Genomic DNA, 26,246 nt, shown 5'->3' with positions numbered 1-26,246 from the left:
TTGCGATGGGCGTTTTGACGGACCAGAAGAAAGCCGTGATCCGCGAGACTGACGCCGAGGCGATCCGTCTGGCGAAGACGCTTCTGCGCCGCGCCCGTTTCGGCGCGTTGGCGGTGATCGAGCCGCAAACCGGCTCGCCGCTGGCCAGCAGGGTCGGCGTGGCCACGGACATCGACGGCGCGCCGCTGATCCTGGTTTCGATGCTCTCGGCGCACACCGGCGCCCTGCTTGCCGATCCGCGCTGTTCCCTGCTGGTCGGCGAGCCCGGCAAGGGCGACCCGCTGGCGCACCCACGCCTGACGCTGGTCTGCCAGGCGGCACGCCTCGAGCGTGGGTCGAACGCGCACGCACGCGCCGAGCGCCGCTATCTCAACCGCAATCCCAAGGCGAGCCTCTACGCCGGGCTCGGCGACTTTTCGATTTTTCGACTCGAACCGCAACACGCCAGCCTGAATGGCGGCTTCGGCAAGGCTTATCAACTCGATCGATCCAACCTGCTCACCAGCGGACCGATCGTCGAGGACTTGGCCGCGAGCGAACAATCCGCCGTCGACCACATGAACGCCGACCATCTCGACGCGATCGCCGTTTATGCGCGTCATTTCGCCAAGGCGTCCGGCGACGGCTGGACCATTGCCGGATTCGATGCCGATGGCATGGATCTGGTGTCGGGCGACAATGTTTGCCGGGTCTTCTTCCCGCAACCTTTGGCGACGGCACGGGAATTGCGGCAGGTTCTGGTCGAGATGGCCAGGATTGCCAGAACCGGCGCCAACACAAAAACTGACACTTAATCGTGTTGGATCAAAAGCAATGCTTGAGATTTGAACGAAATGTTCTACCTTTGTTAGTGGAGCTGACTCGCCAGCGCCTATTCACAAGTGAGTTTATGGAATCAGATGCCATTGCCCCCATGGCGTCGGGATGAGCAAAAGGCACGGGGGATCGATGGTCTCGACTAAGCTAATCGCCAACGCCGAATCGGCAGCCGAATTTCTGATGCTGATGGGCAATGAAAAACGGCTGTTGATCATGAGCTACCTGACCGACGGCGAAATGTCGGTCGGCGCCATCGCCGAGAAGGTAATGCTCAGCCAATCCGCCCTGTCGCAACATCTGGCCAAGTTGCGGGCCCTCGACCTCGTGGAAACCCGTCGCGATCGTCAGATGATCTACTATTCCTGCAAGTCCGACGCCGTGCGTGAGTTGCTCGGCATGCTGGACGGCATTTTCGGCAGCGGCCAGGATGAGTTGTCCCACATGGCGCAACGCTTGCGGCGCGCCGGGACCTGACCGGCGGCCTTGTAATCGGTGATAACGCTTTCGCGGCGACGTGCGTCCATCCGGACGCACGGAGATAGCTGACAGTCGTGAATTGTAGCATCGTGCTTTCCGAATCCAGGGTATGTGCCGGGAGCCGATCGGTTTTTCGGACGCGTGCGATGGCCGCGAGGAACGCATGGATCCCATTCGTATCGACGACCCGCAAGACCCGCGTGTTGCCGCCTATCTCGACATCCGCGAGCGTGACCTCGCCGGCCGGCAAGGCCGCTTCGTTGCCGAAGGCAAGGTGGTACTCGACCTGTTGCTGTCGACAGGACGCTTTGCAGCCGAATCGGTGCTGGTTCTGGAAAACCGGCTGGCCGGCCTCGAGGGCATCCTGCGCAAGGCGCCGGCGGACCTGCCGGTCTATGTCGCCACCAGCGCGGTGATGGACGCGATCGCCGGGTTTCACATGCATCGCGGCATCCTGGCCATAGGCCGCAAGGGTGCGCCGCAACCGGCGGAGGCCCTGCTCGATGCCTTGCCGGCCCGCGCGCTGGTCGTGGTGCTCGTCGGCATCGCCAACCATGACAATATGGGTTCGATCTTCCGCAACGCCGCCGCCTTTGGCGCCGATGCGGTATTGCTGGATGCGACATGCTGCGATCCGCTCTACCGCAAGGCGATCCGCGTTTCGGTCGGCGCCGCGCTCAAAATCCCCTTCGCGTCATTCAGCGACGTCGCCGACTTCACGGCAACGCTTGACCGCCGCTTCTATCGCCAGTTTGCGCTGTCGCCGCGCGGGCAGACCGACATACGCGATGCGCGGCCGAGCGAGCGCCTGGCGCTCTATCTCGGCACCGAGGGCGAAGGCCTGCCTGAAAGCCTGCTGGCCCGCCTGCACACGGTGCGCATTGGCATGGCGCAAGGCTTCGACAGCCTGAACGTCGCCGCGGCGTCAGCCATCGCCCTGCATCATTTTTCCGCAAACAGGGACTGATCTCAGTTTGCCGTGGCGGCCTTCTGCAGCGCCCGCACGCGGTCCGCAAGGCTGCGGCCACCGCTGCCGGAGCGCGCATCCGAGGGGGCCGCCAACGCCCTGGCGATCGGCGAATCAGGTCCCTCGAGCTTGGCCGTCAGGTGGACGACCTCGGCCGCCAGTTCGTTCATCTGCTCGCGCAATGCGGAGCTGCCATCCGTCGGGCCGGACGTGGCCATCGCATCGAGATCCGCTTTCAACCTCTTGTTCTCGCGCGCCAGCGCCGTCAGCCTGGCCTCGAGCCGCTCACGATCGCTGTCGAGCTTGGCGATTGCCTTGTCGACGTCATCGCCCTTGGCAACTTCACCGGCCTTGCCGACCAGCCGCAAGGCCGGTGCGCTGTCCTCGGTTTTCGACTTTTCGCGGAGCCGCGCCAGTTCCTTTTCGCGGCGGTCGAGCTTTTCCTCGCGATCGGCGAGCGTGGCAAGCAGCCGTTCGAGCTTCTTGTCGAGCTCGGCGGTCCTTTTCTTCTCGGCTTTCAGGGCATCGCGCGCGGCCTTGCTTTCGGCGGCGATCTCCTGGTTGCGCCTGTCCGCCTCCTTGCGCTGGCCGCGCAGCAGCGAAATGTCGCTGGCGAGTTTCTGCAATTCGGATTCGCGCGCCACGAGCTCGATCTGCCGGCTGCTGGAGGAAAAACTGGCGTCATCATACATGCGCTCCAGCTTTTCGAGCTCGAGCGCGCGCTTTTCCAGCTTGCGTTCGGTTTCCTTGAGCCGGTCCGACAGAAGCTGTAGCTCGCCCTCGCGCTGCTGCAGCATTTCGCCCATGGCCGCAAGGTCGCTAAGCGCCTGGTTCTTGTCCATGCGCTCGACCGCAAGGCCCTTCAGGGCCTCGTGGCCACGGTTGATCTCGACCAACTGCTCCGCCGTCTTCTCGCGCAACGCCTTGACGCTCATTTCGAGGCGACGCGCCGACATGGCGAACTCGGCCCGGATACGGTCCTTGTCGGCCTGGATCTCGGTTTGCGTCAACGGTATGGAGGCTTCGATGCGCTTGCGCGTCAAGGCGACGGCCCGCCGCCATATGGCCGGGGCAACCATCAGCGCCAGAAATCCGGCGCAGAGGAAGCCGAGGGCAAAGAACAGGAACGACTGAACCAAGTGACCACCCGTTATGGACGAAAGCTGGACTGTGCCACGTTGGCATGGCGGAAATCCAGCGTTGCGGCAAGGTTTTGCCGCAACGGGATGGGTTCACGTCAGAACGGATTCCACGTGGCACGCTCGGTAAGCTTCAGATAGCCGAGATTGACACCGAGTCGAGCGCCGACGCCGGTGCGGATCGGCACCAGCAGCACATTGTTGTTCTTCAGCACGTTGAAGCCGACGCCCGCCACCACATAGGCCGAACCGGCAACGCCGCCATAGCGGTTGTAGAGGCTGCTCACATCGTCGAGATTGTAGACCAGCATCATCACCCGCGACCCCTCGCCGCCGAAATCCCAGCCGAGCGATGGACCTTGCCAGAACACTTTGTGATCACCGGCGTTCTTGGTGTAGAGCGTGCCTTCGCCATAGGTCAGGCCGCCGATCAGCGCGCCCGAGCCCTCTTCGCCCAGCAGATATCCGTTGGGCAGGCCGTAGGAAGCAAAGATCTTCTCGACGACCGTGGCGAGCCCGCCCGATGTCGCGCCGAAGAACTTGTGACCGGAATCGACAATCTCCTGAGCGGTATATTCCTGGGCCCGCAGGGCTGAAGTCGAGAAGACGAGAACGCCCATGAGCGCGATCGTCATTGATACGACACGGACAAATGCCCGGTCTGGAATGACACGGAACAAGGTCCGGTCAGAGGTGACACGGAACGAGATCCGGTCGTAGAATCGGGAAAACATGCTTCCAATCTCCGTCAGGGAGCACCTTCGCCGACGCCTCACACCCCGTACGGCTCTTTTAGCCGGCCGTTAAGGGTAACTGTTACGGGCAAACTATGCCGTAATCCTTTTTCAACCATTAAGCTCCCACATGAACATGGCGGTTCAAAGGCTGTTTCGGATCGCTCATCGGCAGCCTGCGTGAACACGCCATTTGCCATGACCACAATTTTGGATTTGTTGCCGCACGCACGGGCGCTGTGTATTCAGGAGCCCGAGGAGAGAGCGCGTGATTCGTGTGGGCAGGCGACGATCGATCGCTCGGCCGTAAGTTGTGAAATTTTTCAGGGATTTTCGCCGATGGCCGATCTGTTCACCCTTTCCGCACCCGACCTGGCAGCGCTTCTGTGCAGCCGGGTCTGCCACGACATCATCTCGCCGGTCGGCGCGATCAACAATGGGCTCGAGCTGCTCGACGAAGGCGGCGCCGACGAAGACGCCATGAAGCTGATCCGCCAGAGCGCCCGCAACGCTTCGGCCCGTCTGCAATTCGCCCGTATCGCTTTCGGCGCCGCCGGCTCGGCCGGCATGCTGATCGACACCGGCGACGCCGAAGCCGTCGCCATCGCCTTCCTCAAGAACGAGAAGCCGGAACTGAGCTGGAACGGAACCCGCGCGCTGCTGCCCAAGAACAAGGTCAAGCTGCTGCTCAACCTGCTCCTCGTCGCCAACGCCGCCATTCCGCGCGGCGGCAAGCTTTCCGTGACGCTTGAAAACCTCGAAACCGAGCCACGCTTTACGCTCGCGGCGAGCGGCCCGATGCTGCGCGTGCCGCCAAAATTCCTCGAACTTCATTCCGGCCACAAGCCGGAGGAACCGATCGACGCGCATTCGGTGCAGCCTTATTACACGCTGCTTCTGGCGCGTGAGGCCAACATGACGATTTCGATTCACGCGACGCCGGAAGAAATCGTCCTTTCGGCTGCCTGAAATTCGCGCCTGGCCTCAGAGAAACCGAAGTAATTCAACCCGCGATTTCCGCGGCAGCTTTCAATTGAAGTGAGACGAACTTCGCCAAGCTGGCCATTGCGAAGCATCGCCAAGAAAAGCCTGCGAATGGCATCTTTTCAAAAATTTTACCTAATGGCTTTTCGGCTTCTTTACCAGATCGGCCTATGGTGCAGTCCGGATGCCCCGACGCTACCGGATTGCCACAAGGCAAAGAGGACCCGGAAATGAAACGCTGCATGTTCGTCGACGATTCGAGCGTCATCAGGAAGGTTGCTAAACGCATCCTGGGTGGCTCCGACATGATGGTGATAGAAGCAGCCAGCGGACTGGACGCGCTGGAGATGTGCGCCGCCGACATGCCCGACATCATCGTCGTCGACGGCGCCTTGCCGGATGTAGCCGCGGTCGATCTCATCCGTCGCGTGCGCGCCATGGAGAGCCCGATCAGGCCGCAGATCCTGATTTCGCTGGTCGAACTCGATATTGCTTCGATCATGCGGGCCAAGCGCGCCGGCGCCCAGGGCTATTTGCTGAAGCCGTTCAACCGGCCCCAACTGCTCGAGCGCTTTCGTACCTTGAAGATCGCTGCCTGATTCGGCTGGCCACCTGGAGTAGCTCCAGGAAGCGTGCGTAAAAACTGACAGTTACAGCGGAAGAGCTTTCCATGTCGAACCGCTCTGGCTGATCGTCGGCCCATCAAAGCAAAAAACCCGGCCAGAGCCGGGTTTTTTGTCGAGAAAGACAGGTTCGGACGGTGCTTTTCGCTCAGGCGCTGACGCGGATGTCTTCCGGTTCGCGCAACACGTAGCCGCGGCCCCAGACCGTCTCGATGTAGTTCTGGCCGCCGGATGCCGCGTCGAGCTTCTTGCGCAACTTGCAGATGAACACGTCGATGATCTTCAGCTCAGGCTCATCCATGCCGCCATAGAGGTGGTTGAGGAACATTTCCTTGGTCAGCGTGGTGCCCTTGCGCAGCGAGAGCAGCTCCAGCATCTGATATTCCTTGCCGGTGAGATGCACGCGCTGGCCGCCGACTTCAACAGTCTTGGCATCGAGATTGACCACCAGGTCGCCAGTGGTGATGACCGACTGGGCATGCCCCTTGGAGCGCCGCACGATGGCGTGAATACGAGCGACCAGTTCGTCCTTGTGGAACGGCTTGGTCATGTAGTCGTCGGCGCCGAAGCCGAGGCCGCGTACCTTATCCTCGATACCGGCCATGCCGGACAGGATGAGGATCGGCGTCTTTACCTTGGAAAGGCGAAGCGTTCTCAAGACCTCATAACCCGACATGTCAGGCAGGTTGAGGTCGAGAAGGATGATGTCGTAGTCGTAGAGCTTGCCCAGATCGACCCCCTCTTCACCGAGGTCCGTCGTATAGACATTGAAACTTTCCGATTTCAGCATCAGTTCGATGCTTTGTGCGGTTGCACTGTCATCTTCTATCAGCAGAACACGCATTTCATTCCCCTTTTCTGCTGCCGGACCATTTCACGACCCGTCCTGGACCGGAGCAGTGGTTGCCTTGTGCAGAGGCTGCCATCGAATGGTTAACAAAACCTAATTTCCCGTCCATGACGGTACCAGATTTTTTAACCCCTTTCTACACCCTCTTGAATCTAATAACGAATCACAGACCAAAATTCCTAATGCGACACATTAATAACCTGGACTAAGTGACTCCAGGGACTCATCGACGCGCTTCCGTATCGGCGACCGGAATTTTTACCCGGCCTTAAGCCCTGACCCGTATGATTAACAATGCCCGTAAACGAATGGTTACCGCCGGCAAAAAACTTTAGGGTTTTGTTTCCCATAGTTCGGGGAAAGCCGGTGGAAACGGGCGACGCCTGAGCCTTTCCAGGTGGATCGACGATATGTGCGGGTGTGCGTTTCCGGGAGTACCGAATCATGAAGTCACGTGAAAACCTCGTTCGGCTGAAGCAGTTTCGGGTGAATGAGAAGCGGCGGCAGCTGCTGCAGCTCGACATGATGATCGCCGAGTTCGAACGCATGGCCGTCGAGCTTGAGCTTCAGATCACCGCCGAAGAAAAGAAGGCCGGCATCACCGACATCAACCATTTCGCCTATCCGACCTTTGCCAAGGCGGCGCGTTTGCGCCGCGACAATCTCAGAAACTCGCAAAGCGACCTCGCCCAGCAGCGAAGCGCTGCCGAATCACTACTCGGCGAAGCTGAAGCGGAGCTTTCCAAGGCGGAAATGCTCGAATCACGCGACACCAAGATTCGCGAAGCCGAAATCGGCGGCCGCAGCGCGATGATCGGCTGAAGCCCGGCCTATCCGTGGCGTCGGCGCTTGCCAGTCAGGCGGGCGCGGTATCCCGGCTCCAGTCTTGGCCGAAGGTCACGAAAAGCTCGATCGAGCAGACCTGAAGGCTGCCCTCAAACGGCCCAATTCCCCTCATTTTCGGCGGTTGCCCGCGCCCGTGCATCCTTGATGTCAGGCGCATGCTGCTCCGCCCAAGCCCTGATCTGGGTGAGCAGCCCCGCCAGATTCTGGCCGAGCTCGGTCAATTCATATTCGACGCGCGGCGGGATGACCGGGAAGATCTCACGCCGCACCAGGCCGTCGCGCTCGAGCACGCGCAACGTCTGCGTCAGCATCTTCGGGGTAATGCCTTCGAGCTTGCGGGCAAGCTCCCCATTGCGCAGCCGGCCTTTGCGCAGCGCGCTAACCACCAGATAGACCCATTTGCTGGCCAGCATTTCCAGCACGGTGTGAGAAGGACACGTGCGCCGGAACGCATCATAGCCGAAGGGGGAGTCGAGATCACTATCCATGAGGTCGCTATATATCCCAATGGTACATACTAGACAATAGATTATTACTATCCAAATGATAGCGGCACCAACCAAGCAGGAGACATCCCATGCGTGCCGTTATCCAGAATTCCGTCGGCGGACCCGACGTCCTTGCCACCGCCGAGCAGCCCGACCCCACGCCGAAGGCCGGCGAAGTGCTGGTCCGAGTCAAGGCCGCTGGTATCAATCCAGTCGATGGCGCCGTCCGCGCCGGCCACTATAAGCTTTTGGGCGAGCCACCCTTCATTCTCGGCTGGGATATCTCGGGAACGGTCGAGGCGCTGGGCGCCGGGGTCTCCGGCTTCCAGATCGGCGACGAGGTGTTCGGCATGCCGCGCTTCCCCAAGCAGGCGGCAGCGTACGCCGAGCTGGCCGCCGTGCCCGCTGACGAAATCGCGCCAAAGCCCAGCGGCGCCGACCACATCCACGCGGGCGCATTGCCGCTGGCCGGCCTGACCGCTTGGCAGGGCCTGGTCCGGCATGGCGGATTGAAATCGGGCCAGCGCGTGCTGATCCACGCGGCTGCCGGCGGCGTCGGCCATTTGGCGGTGCAGATCGCCAAGGCGCACGGCGCCTACGTGATCGCCACCACCAGCCCGCAGAAGCTCGATTTCGCCCGCTCGCTCGGCGCCGATGAGGTTCTCGACTACACCAAGGGCGATTTCGCGGACAAGCTTCGCGACATCGATCTCGTGCTGGAGACTGTTGGCGGCGACCATGCAGAACATTCGCTGAAGGTGCTCAAGCGTGGCGGTGTGCTGGTGTCATTGCTCAATGTCAGCGACGCGACGAAGACGCAGGCCAAGGCGCAGGGCGTCCGGGTCGAGCGCATGTCGGTCGTGCCGGACCGTGAGGGCTTGCTGAAACTCGGCCAGTTGATCGATGCCAAAAAGCTCGCCGTCCATGTGGCGAAAAGCTTCCCGCTCGAGCAGGCAGGCGCCGCTCACGCCTTTCTTGCCACCAAGCCGATCGGCAAAGTGGTGTTGACAGCCTGAGCGTCAAAAGGCGCTCCGAAAAACACAAGGCGCGCAGATCGCCGCGCGCCCTCGCCGCCCTTGTTTCAGGCGCGCGGGCGCGGACGAAACCTGCTGCGGCGCGATCGCCTCGCCTCGGCCTGGCCACAAGGCGCGATCAATGATGCTGAAGAAGCGGATGGGCTCTCCCAACGTCATATAGGAAGAACCAATTCGAACGGAACCTCTTATCGATCCTTAAGCTTTTTCACTCCATGCTCCCAAAGTGGGTGCTGAGGAATACTTGGACATCTAAGTCTTTTGGGGAAAAACCCGTGAAGTATTCTGAGAGCACGAAGGAAAAACGCAGATGGGTTCGAAGGGACGTCAATTTCCCTGTTCGCCTCATCTTCCCGACACACGGCCTGCGGGAGGTACAGAGCGCCAATTTCCGCATGCTGGATCTGTCTGAAGGCGGAGCAGCACTGTATGTCGGCGGCTTTTCGGGCAGTCCGGATTACTTTTACCTGCAATTTGGTGACGAAAAATCCGAACTCGTAAGCTGCTATCTGGTTCAAAGAACACAGCACACGCTGAGTTGCCGATTCAGCAATCCCCTCCCAACCGCGCAGATCGACGCCATCATCACCCAGAAAGAGATGGACCTGACCATCGAAAGTCTTTTTTCGGAGACGAGGGAGGATTTGGTCAACGACTTTCTTGGCTCGTTTGCGAGCTAGAGTCCGGCCATGCAGACCGGGAATCGGCGTTAACCTCGCCCTGTAGGACTCCGAAGGAGGGCGCGCCGCCCCATGGCTCGCACCCGCAGGTCGGCACGCGACTTTGCGTAGACGTAGTAGGACCGATCAAGAAGCGTGTCCGCTCGCGAAAAAAGGACGGCTTACGCCGCCCCTTGACTCACGATCGCCGTTCCGGAAGCAAACTCTGCTAATGTCGGTATTGCTGGATGCGCGTGGTGCGCAGCCCGGCAAGGCCATATTCGTCGATCGACGCCTGCCAGGACAGGAATTCCTCGGTGGTCAGCTTGTAGCGCTGGCATGCCTCGTCGAGGCTCAAAAGCCCGCCGCGCACCGCCGCAACCACTTCCGCCTTGCGCCGGATAACCCAGCGACGTGTGTTCGTCGGCGGCAGATCGGCAATCGTAAGAGGGCTGCCGTCAGGCCCGATAACATATTTGACTCTCGGTCTAACCAGATCGGTCATCGTACTCTCTACAAAAAACTCAAAGACCCAATCCCCGCCACGTTACCGCCACAGCTTTAAAATTTGCCTAAGCAGACCCTAATGACTAGGTAAGGATCATGAACGCCGCGTTAGTCTTTTGGTCAGCATTTTAAACACCTCGCGGCTGGTTCGGATTCGGACACAAAATCGGCAGGCCCTCAAAGCTGGCGCAGCCGTAGTGCTTGACCTATATTCCAGCCACTGGCATTCAGCGCCGGGCAGAATGAAAGAACCATGAACAGCCTCGACCTTCCCGGACGTCCCGAAAACACCCGTATCGTCGTCGCCATGTCGGGCGGCGTTGATTCATCGGTCGTCGCCGGCCTGCTGAAGCGCGAGGGCTATGATGTCGTCGGCGTCACCTTGCAGCTCTACGACCATGGCGCGGCGACACACCGGGCCGGCTCATGCTGCGCCGGGCAGGACATCGACGATGCCCGCCGAGTCTCCGAGACGCTCGGCATTCCGCACTATGTGCTCGACTACGAGGAACGCTTCCGCAAGGCGGTCATCGATCCCTTCGCCGAGAGCTACGTCGCCGGCGAGACGCCGATCCCTTGCGTTTCCTGCAACCAGACGGTGAAGTTCGCCGATCTGCTCGCCACCGCCAAGGACCTTGGCGCCGAAGCGCTGGCCACCGGCCACTATATCCGTTCCGGCGCCAATGGCGCCCACCGAGCGCTCTACCGGCCGGTCGACGCCGACCGCGACCAGAGCTATTTCCTGTTCGCCACCACGCAGGCGCAGATCGATTATCTGCGCTTTCCGCTTGGCGGCCTGTCGAAGCCGCAGGTTCGCGCCATCGCCGAGGAAATGGGACTGACGGTCGCCGCCAAGCAGGACAGCCAGGACATCTGTTTCGTGCCGCAAGGCAAATATTCCGACATCATCGCCAAGCTGAAGCCGACGGCGGCCAATCCTGGCGACATCGTCCATATCGACGGCCGCGTGCTCGGCCGCCACGAGGGCATCCTGCGCTACACGATCGGCCAGCGCCGCGGCATCGGCATCGCTTCCGGCGAACCGCTCTACGTCGTCCATCTCGACGCCGACCGCGCCCGCGTCGTCGTCGGCCCGCGCGAGGCGCTGGAGACGCACAAGATCTATCTGCGCAACATGAACTGGTTGGGCGACGGGCCGCTGGCCGATGTTCCCGCCGGCGGCCTGGAACTGTTCGCCAAGGTCCGCTCGGCGCGCCCGCCGCGCCCGGCCGTGCTGCATCACGGCAATGGCGTGACATGGGTGGAACTGGTCGACGGCGAGTCCGGCATCGCGCCGGGACAGGCCTGCGTGCTCTATTCCGATGATGGCAACGAGGCCCGCGTGCTCGGCGGCGGCTTCATCGAGCGTTCCGAGCGTGGCGCCGAGGCCGAGGCCATGCTGACCCGGCTTGCCGCCAGGCCGGCGCGGATTCCCGCCGAATAGACCGCTATCCTCTCGGAGACCGCTTCGAAATTCTACTCTGGTCGCCAGAATAGAATTCCAGGCCCTCGCTCAGGACTTGGTATGCGTGACGGTGCCCGCGGTTAGGATGCGCAGCACCCTGATGGCTTCCTCGCCGCTGGTACGGGGCTCGGCCCGCGTCTCGATGCACTGGATGAAATGCTCCAGCTCGCGCGTCAGCGGCATGCCCTGTGCAACCGCGACGTAGGACGGCTCATTGGTGGTGAAGGCCCATTGGCCGCTGTCCTGCCACACCGCGTGGCGATAGACGGCAAGCTTGCGTTCCCATGGCTCGACATCGTCGAACACCGCCATCGCCTTGGTGCCGACGACGGTCAGCCGCCGCTCGCGATAGGGATTGAGCCGCGAGGCGAAGAGATGGCTGCGCAGGCCGTTGGGAAAGCGCATGTGCAGATGCGCGAAGTCGCTGAGATTGTCGAGCAGGGCGGCGCCCTCGCCGCGCACCTCGATCGGCTCCGTGCCGGTGATGGCGAGGATCATCGACAGATCATGCGGCGCCAGGTCCCACAATGCATCATTCTCGGTGTGGAACTTGCCGAGGCCGAGCCGGTGAGAGTGGATATAGCGGACTTCGCCGAGCTCGCCATTGTCGATCAACCCTTTGAGGATCTCGAAGGCGGGATGGAAACGCAAGACATGGCCGACCATGAAGACGCGGCCGTTGTCCTTAGCGGCTTGCACCGCGCGCTCGGCGTCCGCCACCGTCAGCGCGATCGGCTTTTCCACCAGCACATCCTTGCCGCTCTCGACGGCGCGCACGGCAAGATCGGCATGGAACTGCGGCGGCAGCGCCATGACGATGGCGTCGATGTCGTCACGGACGAACAACTGGTCGGGCTCGATCGCCAGACAGTCCTGCTCGCTGGCGAAGCCTTCGGCACGGGCACGGTTGAGGTCGGAGACCGCGTGCAGCGCGCCAAGCGCCTTGAGGGTGCGGATGTGGTTGCTGCCCCAGTATCCGCAACCGAGGACTGCAATGCGCGGTTTCATCTGTTTTTCAAACTCTAAGAAGTCGTGGCCGAGACATAGCGACGTGTCCCCTCGAACTCAACCCCGGCAGCCGCGCTCAAATGTCTGTGCGGCAAAGCTTTTCGGCGGCGACAATAAGCCGGCGCGGCGGTTGCTTCGAAGCTTGACAGGCTCACCCTCCCAACCTTATATCCGCGCGACCTTGGCGAACGCTCGGACATGCCTTTCGATTTGAGGCGGATTTCGGGCCTTTCGCCGCCCTGGCGGGGTAGCTCAGTTGGTTAGAGCACGGGAATCATAATCCTGGGGTCGGGGGTTCAAGTCCCTCTCCCGCTACCAAAATTCATCAAATAAAATCAGCCACTTAGGTGCAATCGAATGCATCTTGGCGGCTGATTCCATGTCGCGCCATGTTGCAAACCACTACGGTTGATTTCCAAGGGTTTCCTGACACTATCGGCAAGTCCGTGCGACATGATTGCATCGCATTTTAGGAAACACTAATCTCGCCGCATTGGAATCGGGGATTCTAGGGAGGAAGTGACATGCCTAAGGTTTCGGATCTTTTCTTTAAGACGGCCGTCGTTTGGCTCATTTTGGGGATTGGCGCCGGCTTGCAAATGGCGATTTCGGGAGACCACGGTGCCTTCCCGGCGCATGCACACATCAATCTGCTCGGATGGGTCACAAGCGCAATCTTCGGCGGCTACTACGCCCTTAACCCGGCAAAGGCAGAGCGGAAAATCGCAATGGCCCACTACGGCCTTTACAACGTCGGCTTGGTGGTGATGTTGCCGGCGCTGTATTTGATGCTGCACGGGAATACGGCGCTTGAGCCGGTCGTCGCTGCGGGCTCGCTGATCGTGGCCGCTGCGGTGCTGCTTTTCGCCTTTGTGGTTTTCTCAAGTGCCAGCGTGCGCTCGGCGTCTGAGTTATCACCGGCCACACGCTGAATCGGCGGAATTCCGCACGGGGAAGAAAGTCCCGCCACCGTGAGGCAGCGGGCAAAGTGGAAATGTCTTCCTCTTTGATCGGCCGAGATGCGCAAGCACCTCTTAGCAGGCGAAAGAACGATCCCGGTCCCGCCGACTGTGATCAATGCATCGAGAGAGTGGAGGCCCGCCTGCCCACGTCGCATGATTGGCAACGACGCCGAAGGGAATCAGGTCAGGGAATTGCACTACGTGTTCCCGACCGGAAGCGGCAACATCGAAAGCCGATCGAACATGACAAAGCGCGGTTTCCTTCCGACTCAGGTTGCGGCCAGGGTGGCGGTTGCGAACGACAAAACCCGCGAAAACGGCAAGACCATAATCGTGCAGGCCAAATATGGCGGCATGCATTCTCTCCGTCACTTCTATGCATCGTGGTTGATCAATCGGCCGCAGGACGGCGGTCTCGCCCCACCTCCGAAGGTCATTCAGGAACGGCTCGGACATAGCTCGATCGTTATGACCATGGGCGTCTACGGGCACCTGTTCCCGCATGGCGATGACGCCGACGAAATGGCTGCCGCAGAACGCGCGCTCTTGGGGTGAACGCGACATAGGCGCGACAAACGACCAATTTTGATAATTAAATCAACGGTCCTACCAAGCATCATAATCCTGGGGTCGGGGGTTCAAGTCCCTCTCCCGCTACCATCACTGCAGCGTTAGGCGCTGTTCCTGGTTTACGATTTGGCAGGTTCAGAAGCTCCGCCAGCGCACCGCGGACTTTCAGCTCAACCTTTCCCCTACCCTCCGTCGGAATGATATCAATCCCCGTGACCAGCGAGCGGATGATCCTCGCCGCCTCGTGGCGCTCGCGCTCATCGGATTGCAACGCGTCCTGGAGCTCGGATACTTGCCGACGGTAAACCGTCACCGCGGCCGGATGAAACTCCACAATGCTTTCCGCGGCCGCCATCGCCTGAAGCTCTCGGGCTAGATTCTCCTTTTCGCGCTCGAGGTCCAGTAGCTTCGATTTCATGCTGATCGTCGCGACACCGTCAGCGATAGCATCGACGATATTAGCGATCTGCCTGTCGATGCTGGCATGCCGCCTTTCGACTTCCCTTTGCCGTTCGCGGTTCATGGCGTTCAGACGCTTATGCTCAGCATGATATTCAGCAAGGAAGCCTGCAATGGCATCTGGCGCCAGCAAGCGCCGCTGGATGCCTTCAAGCACACGCTTCTCAAGCTCGCCAACACGGATCGTCCTGTTATTGGCACAAGTGCCTTTCTCCCGGTGCGCGGCACAAGCAAGCTGGTCTCTATTCTTCACCGTATAGGAAGCGCCACAGCAGCCGCACCGCACAAGCCCCGAGAACATGTGCTTCGGGCGTCGGCGGTGATGGAGTTTCATGCCTCCATAAAGCTTCTTGCGGACTTGCACCGCATCCCACAGCTCATCGTCGATGATGCGCAGATGCGGCACTTCAACGACCTGCCAGGTTTCCGGAAGGTTCGGCCGCGAGATGCGCTTCCCAGTCTCGGGATCCTTGCGCATTTGGAGACGATTGAAGACGAGCAGCCCGATATAGGCTTCGTTGTAGAGAAAGCCGCTTCTCCGCTTGAGATTGCCATTGATGGTAGAGGCGCCCCACGCACCCCCAAAGGGTGATGGGATACCTTGCTTGTTGAGGCCTGCAGCTATCGTACGTGCCGATTGACCAGCCGCGAACTCCCGAAAAATCCGACGCACGACCTCGGCTTGATCCTCATCGATCTCGCGTAGACCGCGGATCGGTTCGCCGCGTTCATCGAGCTTTTTGACCACGCGATAGCCATAGGAGAGGCCGCCGGCGTTGTAGCCGTTCAATATGCGGCCGCTTTGACCTCGCCTGATTTTGACGGCAAGGTCGCGCAGGAACAACGCGTTCATCGTTCCTTTGAGGCCCACGTGCAGTTCGTCTACAGCACCCTCCGAGAGAGTGACGATCCTGACACCTGCAAAGCGCAGCCGCTTGAAGAGGCCGGCTACGTCCTCCTGGTCGCGTGACAGGCGATCGAGTGCCTCGGCTAGAACGATCTCAAATTGCCCGCTTTGAGCATCGGTGAGAAGCCGCTGGATATCTGGTCGACGGATAATGCTTGAGCCGGATATGGCGGCATCGGCATAGGTCCCAACGACGCTCCACTTCTCCCTGGCCGCGAGTTCTCGGCAAAGCCGCAGCTGATCCTCGATAGAGGCTTCGCGCTGGTTGTCGGATGAGTAACGAGCATACAGCGCGACACGGGTCATGGACCGCTCCTCTGCCTCTGTTTGCTAATGTCCGCCGCCGCCGTCCCCACCCTCCCCTTCTGACGGTGCTTTCTCAGGAGGATGAACCTTGTTGTCATTGGCCGTCTGCAATTCCTCGAAATGCACCCGAGCAACCCGCCGACCCAACAAACAGGCGATCGACAGGACGGCCCGTTCAGCCATGTCTCGTGCCGACATGTTAGCTTTGTAATCATGGCTTGCGCTGTCGTTCCCAGGTTTGGCCTCGTCCACCATGGCATGCCCGCTCTTCTGTGTAGATCAAGGACATTGAGCGGCGTGATGATCAGCAGGACAAGTTCAGTTGCAGTGCGGTCGTACGGTGGCGTGCAAATACTTGCGGGCTGCGATTTGGGAATTCCGAAACCGAGCCAAATTGTCAAAGCTCGAGGCTCCTGCAATATCGCAGGCGATATCCAATATGCTTGCATGAGACTGCTTCTCGATACGGCGAGCTTGGTGGCGGCGATCCGAAGTGACGCTGGCGCCGCGCGCCAACTGTTGGCGGCGGCTTTGGAACGCCGGTTGACGCTCATCGTTTCGGTGACGTTGATGACCGAGTACCAGGCGGTCATGACAAGGCCCGAGCACCTTGAGGCTTGGGCCCTGTCGCTCCCGCTTCGGAGTCGGGCAAACCCGCTTGAAGATCAGTGAATACCCGAAACCAGAACCGGAACTCCTGCGTCCTCCCGTCGCAATGCGCCGAGAAGGCGCACCAGGCGATTGCGGTCGCGGCTGTCTTTCCCCACAGAGCTTTCGCTGCCTCTGCAGCTTCAGGCACGGTCCATTTCTTCAAGGCCGCGTCTCGGTTGAAGGCGTCCACCAGATCGGGATCGCTCGCCGGCGGATGGTGAGATGCCGCAAGAGCGTCCCGTGCTGGCAATTGCCTGGCGGTTGCAGGGTGACGGGAGGCAGACGCTTCGCCGCAAATTGAGGGCGTCTCCGTTGAATCCGGAAATTGGGTTGGACGGGTCTTCATATCTCGCCTCCTTCTTCGCCTTTCAGGCGCGGAAACAGCAGCCAGCCCGCCGGCTGCGGAGCTTGGGACGCCGCTCGTCGTGAGAGAACTGTTCCGGCATCGTCTGCTTCCCGATGCGCTCCAGATCGCTGAGCGCCGAGCGGATTTGCGGCCAGGGGAACTCCAAGCATTCTTCCCACGCCTCGCCCTCGCGCAACACAGCATCGAGCTTGCCCGCCACACCGGCGAGAGTCGTGGCGGGGGTAGTTGAGAACGCTTCCAGCAGGTGCTCTGCCCTATCGCCAGCCTCGCGCTCGGCCCTGAGTGCTGCGGTGTAACCGGCCTCCTCGGCGGCCGCATCCCAGCGTGCCTGATGCAATGCGAAATCAGCTTCGGCCTTCTTGCGTAGAGCCGCCATATCCGGCCCCTTGCCGAGCACTTCATTGAGCGCTTCGATCGAGTGGATCGTCACGTCCCCACTCTCTGGCAGGCGGACGGTTGCACAAGGAAAGCCGACGCTCTCGACAAGCCTCGTCTCCAGGCGCTGCTGCCTGCGGCAAAGCCGCTCGGTCAGCTTGTGGGCTGTCTCCCATTCCCGCCAAAGCGTCAGCGCTGGGTCGGGGAGCGCACTCGTTGCAGCAGCGTTGCCGGCAAGCGCACTTTTCTCGAGCACCAAAGCGATGGACGTGATCACCCCTCCCGCAAGTACTCGCCTGCGGGTGACGAAAGGCAGAGTCATGCTATTGTCGGAATCAGCCATGATCCGAGCTCCAATCAGCTTGGGTTGTGGTCGGGCTGGGTGGGTCTGTGGACATCCTGTCCAGCCGCTCATGCCAGGCTGGAGCAGTATTGGAGAACTAAGACACCAATGCTTGCTGCGGCCAACTCCGTCCCACCCTGCTGGTCAGATTTCGCAACGGGAACGGATTGATAGGAAAAATATCAATTAGGCGAACTGAATGTCAATAGAAAATCCATCAAAACATCGCCAGTTGGTCAGCACGCGCCAAATCAAAGCTGCGCGCGCACTGCTGGGGTGGTCGCAGGGAGACCTGGCGCGCCACTCTTCCATATCGGAGCCAACAATAGCTCGTCTGGAGGCCGAAGACGGTCCGCTCCGGGGGCGCCCTGGAACGGCGGCGAAAATTCTCAAGGCACTGACGGATGCAGGAACAGAATTCATTCTCGAGAACGGTAACGGACCGGGAGTGAGGCTTGCCCGGCGACCCGACAGCGAATAATCGTTACAACAAGCAATTTGACCCAGCTCCGCCGTTAGTCAGCCGCTAACGGAATGTGGCGATATGACCCGTTGGCCACCTACATTCCTGTACCGCTAATGAAAGCTTAGCGCAGCATCTCGGCCGTAGAGGTCAGCTTAACCGCGTCCTGAAAGCCGACCTTTAAGCCTGCCGGCCGTGGTTGGGCACGAGCGACCCGTTGGCCAGAGTGGGCTCTTACGTCATAGTTGCGACGCTAAATCTATGGGGAGCGCTGAGATGGAAAGGGCTTGCCTTGTGCGGGTCGTTGCGAGCGTTTCGCCGCGGCGTTCGTACACACAAACGCGAACATCGCCTCTCTTCCCACATCGAGGGAGCGCAACCGATGGTGTCGGCCATTCAGCTGAGCCCCGCAATGTGCAATCCCTCGATATAGAGGGCACGGTGCTCTGGCCGCACCATCGGGTAATATTTATCCACCCAATCCAAAGACAGAGATGGCTGAAGCCGTTTCGCTTCGCTGAGAGCACGAACCGCTGTGGCCTGATCGCCGAACACGCCGGCAGACGCAGCGAGGGTGCGCCAGGCGGTTCCGAAATGGGGACGGAGCCTCACAGCCCGGCTCTCGAGCCGAACGGCCTCGGCGAAATCTCCAATGACGAAATGGCACATGCCTTTTATGGACAGGTTCGCCGCTTGGGTGAAGTCGCGGGGACTCAGCCTCTCCGCGATCGCGAGATGATGGAGGCCGTCTTTCGGAAGGCCCCCATAACCGTAGGTCGATCCGAGTATGGTGTGAGCGATTGCAAGGCTGGGGTTCAGGCTGATTGCCTCGCTTAAGGCTTCGACTGCCTGATCAAAACGGCGCGCCACCATATAGGAAAAGCCGGCCGCAAAGTGCGTCCAGGGATCTATCGGATCACGCTGAATTGCACGTTCGGCCATTTCTTGGGCGGCACCAAGGTTGGCCGTCGGATCCACAATTCCAAGCAGTGTTCGAGCCGTTCGCATGCAGGCGAGCAAGCTATTGGCACGGGGATAGTCAGGTTCGATCTCGGTGGCGTGCATAAGCAACGCCTCCGCGGAATCGATGTCCGCCGCCGGCCCCCACGTCCAAACATGAGGCATGGCCCTCATGACGAAACCCCAGGCGTCGAGATTATTGGGCGAGCGGCTCTGAAAGCGGTCATATTCCGCTGCATACAATTTCGGCTCGATTGCCCCGATGACGCTGTCTGCGATTTGGTCCTGGAGAGTGAGAAAATCGGAGCTCTCAACATCATAGTGCTCGGCCCACACCTGATGCCCACTCGATGTGTCGCTCACTTCGGCGCCAATTCTAAGACGCTGCCCGGATCGGCGAACACTTCCGTCGAGCACGTAGCGGACGCCGAGCTCTCGCCCTACCTGCTTGACGTCAACGGCTTTGCCCCTATAGCTGAAGGAAGAGTTGCGAGCGGGAACAAACAGCCAGCGCAATCGCCCAAGCCGCGTGATAATGTCCTCAGCCAGCCCGTCGGCAAAGTACTGTTGCTCTGCATCCTCGCTGAGATTTGTGAATGGTAGCACCGCGACCGATGGGCCCGGCTCAGAAGATGCGGCTGCCACCGCAGGCTGATCGATTTTTTTGACATCGCCAGTGAACCGGTAGCCAACGCGAGCGACTGTGGCGATCCAGTCCGTGCCGTCGGACATCGAACCCAACAATCTTCTCAGCGAAGCGATTTGAACAGACAGATTGCTCTCCTCCACCGCGATACCCGGCCAGGCAGCGTCGATCAATTCGGTCTTGGTGAGAACTTGACCGGCGCTGTCCGTTAACTTCGCCAGAAGGAGCAGCGCTCGGTACCCGACCGGCACGGGAACTCCGTCTCGAAGAAGCGTACCGCTTTCCGAGTTCAGAACAAACGAACCAAAGGCAACGCGCGGCCCAAACATGTGAGGACCTTAAGTCTTTTCGGAACGTTTCGGAACTTTTCCGAAAGCCTTGGGGACATTTGAAACCCCTAGACGCAAGGTACCTTCACTTTGATAGCGAGGAGCCGAGAATGTCGTCGATCACGCACGAACGGGCACCTGTCCTTGCCGCACCAGATTTCCAGGAGACATGCGGATTCGCAAAGCGAGGTAGACAAGAGGAATTTCGTCTAGCTTTAGATCGCTACTTGGCCGACTACGTCGAGTATCAGAGACGAGTCCGGCTTCAATCCGGCTCGGATGTTTCCGGGTTCGCGAGAAGACATTTGCCTAATTTCATACGGCGACTAATAGCGGTTTTCAACGCCGCCGGCTGGGGTACCTCTGCAGTGCAGCGCCCAGCGAGATGGCCTATCGAGCCACTCCATCAATCGCGTCCATTGGAGCGAACATCTTGCCGCAAGCATTAGGTGGCATCGTTTCGCCTCGTCGGTATCGACCCCTTGAAATCCTGGCGCCACGTGTCGCGTCTTCTGGTGTCAAAGCAGGACGACACAGATTGACGGCCCCTGGCAAAAGCCGGATATTACTTAAGCTGAGGCTAATATCATGGCCGCTCCGAGCCAGCTCAGGCGCCAAATGGGTGACGTTCGACTCAGAAAGCACCGAGTTTTTCCAGTACGCGAAATGCTCGCCTCTAGGAGGGGCCATGAAGTCCGACCAAGAGTTATTCGAGAAGGGTCTTGCAACATACCAGAAGGTTGTCGCGGCGAACTATATGGCCCATTGGGAGGTCTATGAAACGCTGCGTCAAGTTCTTCTCGATGAGGCTTCCGACGGCTTCGTCTTTGCCGATCTGGCCTGCGGCACAGCCCCCGGCTCAGCAGCCGCACTGGCCTGCGGCACAGCCCCCGGCTCAGCAGCCGCACTGGCCGGCAGCAACGTCGCACGCTATATCGGCATCGACATATCCCAACCGTCGCTCGACGCAGCCAAGGAAGCGCTTGCCCCACTCACCTGCCCGGTCGAACTGCGTTGCGGAGATTTCGTTGCTGCAATCGATTCCTGGAAGGGGCCGCTCGACGTTGTATGGATTGGTCAGTCCCTCCACCATCTTCTTGCACCGGACAAGCGGAATTTCATGCGCAAAATCCGCGACCTGTTGCCCAGAGATGGTCTTTTTCTGATATGGGAGCCCACGCGCCTCGAGAGCGAGGATCGAGAGGGATGGCTGGAGCGATTTCATAAGATAAGGCCCGAGTGGGGCGACGGTCTCTGACGAGGAGTTCGCCGCCTTTGAGACCCACTGCCGCGCATCCGATTATGCCGAGACGGCCGCGACTTGGATTGGCATGGGCCGCGAGGCCGGTTTCAGAACTGCAGACGAATTGATGACAGTGCCGAACAGACTGGCACGCGTCTACCGGTTCCGTCACTAGGGCCGTGAACTCATAAGTGCGGAATGAACTGAGACGAGTGAGACAATGGCCTGTCGGTTTCTTGCGACGGAAAAGGCGTCTAGATCGTCCATTTCTACAAGCAGGAAAAAGACAAGCCAGCCTTGCAGCCTTAGCTGGCCTTCGTCGGAAACTTCACGGCGAGATAGTGTTGAATTGCGTCGACTAGACGGTCCGAATCGGCGCCCCAGATCAGGTGGTCATCTCCCGGAAGCTCAATGAGCGTGGCGCCAGCAATGTGCTCGGACAGGTAAAGCGCTTCTTCTACCTTGACCCATCGATCGCCTTTCCTCTGCAGGATCAGAGTGGGCACATGAATAGCGTGGAGGATATTACGAACATCGACTTCTGCGCCCCAGCGCCACAATGCGATGGCATCGGAGGGAGACGCCGAACTCCTCAGATAGGCTGCGAACCATTGTTGCTCGTGGGTATCGTTCGCCAAGCTCGGCGCCCCTCGTCCCAAATCCCAAGGCTCTCCCCACTTGCGTTCGATTTCGGCCAATTCTTCTTCCATGTCCTCTCTAGTCTTTGCCCAAGGATAGTCAGGTGACCACAATCCCTGAGCGTAAGCACCGTGAAGAATGAGTGCCTCGGTTCGCTCTGGATAGGTCGCCGCAAAAAGCATGCATAGGACGCCGCCTTCGGAACTGCCGAACAAGACCGCCCGTCGCGATCCGATTGCATCGAGTACCGCCCGTACATCGTCCGCCCGCTCTTGCAGCGTTGGAAAGCCCACGTTGCGATCAGAAAGCCCAGTGCCTCTCTTGTCGATGCGGACCAGCCGACAAAATGACCCCAGTCGGCGCAGCACGTGCGCTAGCCGCGGAGATTCCCAAGCATAGTCGAGGTTGGAAACCCAGCCCTGTACGTAGACGAGGTCGAACGGCCCCCCACCGGTTACCTGATAGGCAACGCTGACCCCGCCCGACCTTACATAGTGCGTTTCGGGGCGCAGCGAGGCTGGCACCGGACTATCGACAGGGCCTGCCGCGGCTTCCAACAACGTTGTTGAATTCGATTTGGACGTTACCGAACGGCTAGCACGAAGCCTGTCGTTCAGCTCACGCGTCTCCTTCTCCGGTTGCACCTGGAGGTGCTTGCGAAGGACCTCGCGGCATTCGGCATACTGCGTCAGTGCCATGTTCAGTCGGCCTTGGCGGGCGTAGATTTGCATGAGGCCTCGGTGGATGTCTTCCCTAAGAGGATCAGACCCGATCAAGCGCCTCGCTGCCTGGACATATGCGGCCAGATTGTTCTCGACCGAATAGTGATGGAGAAGTCTCTCCAGAACGCCGATCCAAATCGTCCTCAATCTCTCACGTTCCACCCTGAGCCAGTCGTTGAACGGTTCTTCCTTCAGGGCGAAGCCATCGAGCAAGTCACCGCGATAGACAACGACGGCTTGTTCAAGCTGCTCGGGGGCTATTCCTGACGCTAGGCGCTCGAACCGTGCCACATCGATCTCAAGATCGTCGAGCTTGAGGGTGACATTGTCGCCGTGTGCCAAAAGGCGTCGGTCGTCGACCGATGGCAACGCCTTCCTGATCGCTGACAGAGCCTGTCTAAGGTTCATCCGCGCCTGTGGCTCCCCAGTATCGACCCATAGAAGCGCGGCGAGTTTCTCGCGCGAATGGGACTGTCCAGGATTGAGTGCGAGATAGGTCACCAAACCACGCGCTTTGCGGCTCAGCACTGCATTGGCAAGCCCGCCTCCAGCAAGAGTGAAGCCGCCGAATAACAGAAGTTGTGTTTGCGCCACCGTTCGCAAGCCATGTTGGACACTCGATTGTTCCCCAGACCTGGTGCGACTTCAACTGCAATCAGGCTGGAAAGACGCTTTTCACGAACCAATCACAGTTCTTCGTACGCATCCCTCACGGCCATAGGAGAGGCTCTCAAATCAACACTTCGCAAGGGAAACGCTATGCTTGGCCCCAGCCTTTCCGATTGGCCCATTCAATCCGGGAGAACGTCAATCGTACGACCGCCGCCCGGCGACATTCGGGCGTCACGTTATGACCTTGCACTGGCATGCTACCTGGAACAACAAGAAGCTCATCGCGCAGCGATCATGGCATCTCGACAACATGCGCAGACGGGTCTGAGCACCCTGGCGTTCCCGCGTCTATCGAGTCTTGGCCGGTTCTTGAAACGGAAAGTCATCGCGGCGCAATAAGCCTATGACCCTTCGGACCGTCGGGTGTGAGTTGAACGACCGCTTTGCGCTGCGTCCGTCGCAAAGCAGACAGTCCGCTTGCGGTCCCCTAAGCCCCCATTCCAGAAACCTCAATCGACCGACCGTTCCTGGCGCATCTTGCGCGTTCAGAAGTGAACCTACATGGACGCGGTGGCTGAGAACCTAGTCATCTCTAAGTCATCACAACCCCAGCCCCCGCTTTCTGCCTAAGGTCCACTCGATGCCGCCGTTGTCACGGGCGATGCCGCTAATCTGCTGGCCAATGCGCTTGTCGAGAACCGACTGCCAAGGCACGAGCTGGAAGCCAGCACCGTCGTCAATCATGGCGAAGCGGCCGGAGGCGAGATCGGCCGCTCCGATCAGCCGGCCGCTGACATATTCGCCCGGCTTGGCCCGAATGAAGCTGAGCCCGCGCTCGGCCGCCATCGCACGGCTGACGCGGGCGACCTCGGCTTGCTCGAGACGACTGATCAAATCCTTGGGCGCCCGAATCCGGCCGGCGTCCAGTCGAGCTGCAAGGCCCATGTCAACGAGACTTTGACGACGCCGATCCATCGCGTCAGTGACTTCCCGGCCGAACCCGATCTGTGCGAGCGGCGTCCGGTTTGCCGATGCGAGTTCCCGGTCGAGCCAGGTCGCGCCATCGCTTGTCACCTGGTTGTCGAGGTCGAGGAAGGAAAGCGTGCGGACCGTAAAATCCCTGCCCCTGTTGCGGGCGTCGTAGGCCGCACCTTGCTCGGCGATGTCGTCGGGAATCTTCCAGCGGTCAGCATCGACCCGCTCGACAATTCCGGCCCGCCGCAGCGCTTCTAAGCGGCGCACATGGGAGCGAACGAAGGCATCGGGATCGCCCTTCACGCGCTCGATCCGCGGCCGTGCTGCTTGCAGGTGTTCGCTTGGCCGGTAGATGCCGCCGTGCTCGGCTGCCACATCGCGAATGTTGAGATCGGCCGCGCGTGGCTCTGCCTTTGCCGGGACAGGCTCGAGGGCGACGATGTGGCCGCGCCTCACCTCGTCGAATTTTGTGTCATCGCCCGTCTCAAGATAATGGGTGCGGCCGTCGACGCCATCGACGACGACATAGAGCCCGCCATCCATGCCGTCGCCGGCAAGCCCCTTGCCCAGAACTCGTCCAATCACCGGCTCGGTGAGCTCTCTGCCATGGGTGACGTACTGGCTGGGCCCGCGCTCCTCAACGATGCCGTGGTCGGCGAGTGCCTGATGCATGGTCTTGATGATGTCATTGCGCGTGCCGAGGCCGCGCAGCACGTGCTCGGCATCACCGGCAATCATCCAACGGCCGGGTTCAGTCTCGGCAGCGAGGCCGTAGTGTTCCAGACGCTTTGCCCGATCGATCAGGAGATGACGGTTGGCGCGCACCGTGTAGCTCTCGCTAGCGCCGGGCCGTAGGTCGACGATGCCACGCTCTTGCTGTTCGGCAAGCAGCATCCGGTCGAGGCGGGTCAGCCGCTCGGCCTCCACCTCGGCTCTCAGCTTGTGGGCGATGTCGATCTCGGTCTGCGGTCCGAGCTCCAGCGTCACCAACTCGCCAGCGCGATGGCGGATGCCATGGGCGATATAGTCTCCGGCGATGTTGAGAACCCTGCCCTGATCAGTCACACCGCGCACCAGGATATGGGTGTGCGGGTGGCCGGTGTTATGATGGTTGACGGCGATCCAGTCGAGCCGGGTTCCGAGATCACTTTCCATCTGCCGCATGAGATCGCGGGTGAAGGAGCGCAGGTCCTCCATCTCGACGGCATCCTCGGGTGCGACGATGAAGCGGAACTGATGCCGGTCGCCACGGCAGCGCTCGATGAACGCCCTGCCCTCGTCGCTATCGCGACCGTCCTCGAGCTCGGTATAAACCCTGCCCTTCTCGCCGTCGCGCGCCACCCCGTCGCGCTCAAGATAGCGCAGATGCGCATCGACCGCCCGGGTCGAGACGCCACGCATCTTCGGGCCGCGCGTGCCACGCTGGGACGCGAACTTGACCACGCGTGCCTTGACCATCACCCGCCGCGCCCGGAAGCGGCCTCCGCCCCCTTCCCGGCCCCAGCCGCCGCCGTCGCGCGCCAGGCCGGCGGCGATGCTGGCGCCGCGTCCCCTTGAATTGAACCGGCCGCCGCCCTTGCTCCCCGCCGAACCACCGACCCTGCCGGGATTGCCGCCCGCTTTGCGCACGGCGATCTTCACCTGTGTCACGAACGGCATCGAGCGCGGATTGACGCGCGTGCCGCCGCTTCGCACTCGCCCGGGTCTGATACGGAAATCTCTGTCGTCACGGTCGACCATGGCGGCAGGATCAGCGGCGAATTGAGGCTACGCAAGGCACCGCAGGCGCTGATCGTGCTCCAGCGTGTTGATTTCCGCCGAGAACTGACCCGGGATTTTCGCCGAGAAGTGACCCGCCTTCATGTATGGTTTGGGTCTCAGGCTTTGGTCAAGGTGGGTGCTTTCTCCTTCTTTGTGGCAGGGGTCTGGGCCGAGCTGTTCTTGAAGCGGAAGCTGTCGTTTCCAGTCTCCAGGATATGGCAATGATGGGTGAGGCGATCGAGCAGCGCCGTCGTCATCTTGGCATCGCCGAAGACGGTAGCCCATTCGCTGAAGCTTAGATTGGTGGTGATGACGACGCTGGTGCGCTCGTAGAGCGTGCTCAGCAGATGGAACAG

At 60.5% G+C, this 26,246-nt stretch carries 27 protein-coding genes and 1 tRNA gene; 15 read left to right on the top strand and 13 right to left on the bottom strand.

From position 1 onward, the window contains the following. Positions 1 to 5 precede the first annotated feature (5 nt). The 3 genes from BLS48_RS15760 (at position 6) to BLS48_RS15750 (ending at position 2,263) form a co-directional block, all read left to right on the top strand. A complete protein-coding gene (locus BLS48_RS15760) occupies positions 6 to 794 on the top strand; it encodes a HugZ family pyridoxamine 5'-phosphate oxidase (RefSeq protein WP_167365103.1) in 789 nt (262 codons plus the stop codon). 154 nt (positions 795 to 948) lie between these two features. Next, the gene (locus BLS48_RS15755; RefSeq protein ID WP_091578996.1) at positions 949 to 1,293 is read left to right on the top strand and encodes an ArsR/SmtB family transcription factor; all 345 of its coding nucleotides are present in this window, start codon (positions 949 to 951) and stop codon (positions 1,291 to 1,293) included. Between the two features lie 166 nt (positions 1,294 to 1,459). Next, positions 1,460 to 2,263: a TrmH family RNA methyltransferase gene (locus tag BLS48_RS15750; RefSeq protein WP_091579418.1), complete on the top strand. Its 804-nt coding sequence runs from the start codon at positions 1,460 to 1,462 to the stop codon at positions 2,261 to 2,263. Positions 2,264 to 2,265: 2 nt separating this feature from the next. On the opposite strand, the gene BLS48_RS15745 is transcribed toward BLS48_RS15750, so the two are convergent. Beyond that, a complete protein-coding gene (locus tag BLS48_RS15745; RefSeq protein ID WP_091578994.1) occupies positions 2,266 to 3,402 on the bottom strand; it encodes a coiled-coil domain-containing protein in 1,137 nt (378 codons plus the stop codon). Positions 3,403 to 3,500: 98 nt separating this feature from the next. Continuing rightward, entirely contained in the window at positions 3,501 to 4,037 is a 537-nt protein-coding gene (locus BLS48_RS15740; protein WP_091578993.1) for a DUF1134 domain-containing protein, read from the bottom strand. A gap of 438 nt (positions 4,038 to 4,475) precedes the next feature. Here BLS48_RS15740 and chpT point away from each other — a divergent pair, with 438 nt between their 5' ends. Both chpT and BLS48_RS15730 read left to right on the top strand, forming a co-directional pair. Beyond that, positions 4,476 to 5,105 (top strand): histidine phosphotransferase ChpT, encoded by a 630-nt coding sequence (gene chpT, locus BLS48_RS15735; protein WP_091578991.1) that lies wholly within the window; start codon positions 4,476 to 4,478, stop codon positions 5,103 to 5,105. Positions 5,106 to 5,350: 245 nt separating this feature from the next. Next, positions 5,351 to 5,719, top strand: coding sequence for a response regulator (locus tag BLS48_RS15730; RefSeq protein ID WP_091578989.1), 369 nt, complete (start codon positions 5,351 to 5,353; stop codon positions 5,717 to 5,719). Positions 5,720 to 5,891: 172 nt separating this feature from the next. On the opposite strand, the gene ctrA is transcribed toward BLS48_RS15730, so the two are convergent. Continuing rightward, positions 5,892 to 6,587, bottom strand: coding sequence for a response regulator transcription factor CtrA (gene ctrA / locus BLS48_RS15725; RefSeq protein ID WP_006203583.1), 696 nt, complete (start codon positions 6,585 to 6,587; stop codon positions 5,892 to 5,894). A gap of 450 nt (positions 6,588 to 7,037) precedes the next feature. Between ctrA and BLS48_RS15720 the strand changes: the two genes are divergently transcribed. Then, positions 7,038 to 7,415 carry a flagellar export protein FliJ gene (locus BLS48_RS15720; protein WP_091578987.1) on the top strand — a complete coding sequence of 126 codons (378 nt, stop codon included), beginning with the start codon at positions 7,038 to 7,040 and terminating at the stop codon, positions 7,413 to 7,415. A 113-nt stretch (positions 7,416 to 7,528) separates the two neighbouring features. Here BLS48_RS15720 and BLS48_RS15715 read toward each other — a convergent pair whose 3' ends face one another. Continuing rightward, positions 7,529 to 7,927: a winged helix-turn-helix transcriptional regulator gene (locus tag BLS48_RS15715; protein WP_091578985.1), complete on the bottom strand. Its 399-nt coding sequence runs from the start codon at positions 7,925 to 7,927 to the stop codon at positions 7,529 to 7,531. A gap of 89 nt (positions 7,928 to 8,016) precedes the next feature. Here BLS48_RS15715 and BLS48_RS15710 point away from each other — a divergent pair, with 89 nt between their 5' ends. After that, entirely contained in the window at positions 8,017 to 8,943 is a 927-nt protein-coding gene (locus tag BLS48_RS15710; RefSeq protein ID WP_091578983.1) for an NADP-dependent oxidoreductase, read from the top strand. Positions 8,944 to 9,236: 293 nt separating this feature from the next. Further along, positions 9,237 to 9,641: a PilZ domain-containing protein gene (locus BLS48_RS15705; protein ID WP_143019436.1), complete on the top strand. Its 405-nt coding sequence runs from the start codon at positions 9,237 to 9,239 to the stop codon at positions 9,639 to 9,641. A gap of 208 nt (positions 9,642 to 9,849) precedes the next feature. Here the strand turns inward: BLS48_RS15705 and sciP are convergent, their stop codons facing one another. Beyond that, a complete protein-coding gene (gene sciP / locus BLS48_RS15700; protein ID WP_013529904.1) occupies positions 9,850 to 10,125 on the bottom strand; it encodes a CtrA inhibitor SciP in 276 nt (91 codons plus the stop codon). Between the two features lie 255 nt (positions 10,126 to 10,380). Here sciP and mnmA point away from each other — a divergent pair, with 255 nt between their 5' ends. Beyond that, positions 10,381 to 11,571 (top strand): tRNA 2-thiouridine(34) synthase MnmA, encoded by a 1,191-nt coding sequence (gene mnmA, locus BLS48_RS15695; RefSeq protein ID WP_091578980.1) that lies wholly within the window; start codon positions 10,381 to 10,383, stop codon positions 11,569 to 11,571. Positions 11,572 to 11,640: 69 nt separating this feature from the next. On the opposite strand, the gene BLS48_RS15690 is transcribed toward mnmA, so the two are convergent. Further along, a complete protein-coding gene (locus BLS48_RS15690; RefSeq protein WP_091578978.1) occupies positions 11,641 to 12,600 on the bottom strand; it encodes a Gfo/Idh/MocA family protein in 960 nt (319 codons plus the stop codon). Positions 12,601 to 12,841: 241 nt separating this feature from the next. Here BLS48_RS15690 and BLS48_RS15685 point away from each other — a divergent pair. From BLS48_RS15685 to BLS48_RS15675, 3 genes are all read left to right on the top strand, one after another. Continuing rightward, a tRNA-Met gene (locus tag BLS48_RS15685) sits at positions 12,842 to 12,918 on the top strand. A gap of 206 nt (positions 12,919 to 13,124) precedes the next feature. Continuing rightward, on the top strand, positions 13,125 to 13,532 hold the full coding sequence (locus tag BLS48_RS15680; protein WP_091578977.1) for a hypothetical protein: 408 nt from the start codon (positions 13,125 to 13,127) through the stop codon (positions 13,530 to 13,532). Between the two features lie 183 nt (positions 13,533 to 13,715). Continuing rightward, on the top strand, positions 13,716 to 14,117 hold the full coding sequence (locus BLS48_RS15675) for a site-specific integrase (RefSeq protein WP_244529619.1): 402 nt from the start codon (positions 13,716 to 13,718) through the stop codon (positions 14,115 to 14,117). A 61-nt stretch (positions 14,118 to 14,178) separates the two neighbouring features. Here the strand turns inward: BLS48_RS15675 and BLS48_RS15670 are convergent, their stop codons facing one another. Next, positions 14,179 to 15,804 carry a recombinase family protein gene (locus BLS48_RS15670; protein WP_091578973.1) on the bottom strand — a complete coding sequence of 542 codons (1,626 nt, stop codon included), beginning with the start codon at positions 15,802 to 15,804 and terminating at the stop codon, positions 14,179 to 14,181. A 24-nt stretch (positions 15,805 to 15,828) separates the two neighbouring features. Continuing rightward, a complete protein-coding gene (locus BLS48_RS34985) occupies positions 15,829 to 16,059 on the bottom strand; it encodes a hypothetical protein (protein WP_143019435.1) in 231 nt (76 codons plus the stop codon). Positions 16,060 to 16,104: 45 nt separating this feature from the next. On the opposite strand from BLS48_RS34985, the gene BLS48_RS35945 reads away from it, so the two are divergent. After that, a complete protein-coding gene (locus tag BLS48_RS35945) occupies positions 16,105 to 16,476 on the top strand; it encodes a PIN domain-containing protein (protein WP_208604627.1) in 372 nt (123 codons plus the stop codon). Between the two features lie 347 nt (positions 16,477 to 16,823). On the opposite strand, the gene BLS48_RS15660 is transcribed toward BLS48_RS35945, so the two are convergent. Then, the gene (locus tag BLS48_RS15660; RefSeq protein WP_208604626.1) at positions 16,824 to 17,540 is read right to left on the bottom strand and encodes a hypothetical protein; all 717 of its coding nucleotides are present in this window, start codon (positions 17,538 to 17,540) and stop codon (positions 16,824 to 16,826) included. A 199-nt stretch (positions 17,541 to 17,739) separates the two neighbouring features. On the opposite strand from BLS48_RS15660, the gene BLS48_RS15655 reads away from it, so the two are divergent. Beyond that, complete coding sequence (locus tag BLS48_RS15655) at positions 17,740 to 18,021, top strand: helix-turn-helix domain-containing protein (protein WP_208604625.1); 282 nt, start codon at positions 17,740 to 17,742, stop codon at positions 18,019 to 18,021. 378 nt (positions 18,022 to 18,399) lie between these two features. Here the strand turns inward: BLS48_RS15655 and BLS48_RS15650 are convergent, their stop codons facing one another. Then, a complete protein-coding gene (locus tag BLS48_RS15650; protein ID WP_091578968.1) occupies positions 18,400 to 19,938 on the bottom strand; it encodes a winged helix-turn-helix domain-containing tetratricopeptide repeat protein in 1,539 nt (512 codons plus the stop codon). A 688-nt stretch (positions 19,939 to 20,626) separates the two neighbouring features. Between BLS48_RS15650 and BLS48_RS15645 the strand changes: the two genes are divergently transcribed. After that, the gene (locus BLS48_RS15645) at positions 20,627 to 21,196 is read left to right on the top strand and encodes a class I SAM-dependent methyltransferase (RefSeq protein ID WP_167365102.1); all 570 of its coding nucleotides are present in this window, start codon (positions 20,627 to 20,629) and stop codon (positions 21,194 to 21,196) included. Between the two features lie 290 nt (positions 21,197 to 21,486). Here the strand turns inward: BLS48_RS15645 and BLS48_RS15640 are convergent, their stop codons facing one another. The 3 genes from BLS48_RS15640 to BLS48_RS15630 all read right to left on the bottom strand — a co-directional run. Further along, a complete protein-coding gene (locus BLS48_RS15640) occupies positions 21,487 to 23,136 on the bottom strand; it encodes a bifunctional AfsR/SARP family transcriptional regulator/alpha/beta hydrolase (RefSeq protein ID WP_091579415.1) in 1,650 nt (549 codons plus the stop codon). 618 nt (positions 23,137 to 23,754) lie between these two features. After that, positions 23,755 to 25,869 (bottom strand): DUF3363 domain-containing protein, encoded by a 2,115-nt coding sequence (locus BLS48_RS15635; protein ID WP_091578965.1) that lies wholly within the window; start codon positions 25,867 to 25,869, stop codon positions 23,755 to 23,757. A 137-nt stretch (positions 25,870 to 26,006) separates the two neighbouring features. Next, positions 26,007 to 26,246, bottom strand: a 240-nt coding sequence (locus BLS48_RS15630) for an ATP-binding protein (RefSeq protein ID WP_167365101.1), incomplete at its 5' end; no start/stop codon positions are given.

Origin of the sequence: Mesorhizobium qingshengii, from assembly GCF_900103325.1 — a bacterium.
Lineage (GTDB): Bacteria > Pseudomonadota > Alphaproteobacteria > Rhizobiales > Rhizobiaceae > Mesorhizobium > Mesorhizobium qingshengii.
Note: the sequence above shows the minus strand (reverse complement) of the source record. Positions and strands in the feature narration are given on the sequence as shown.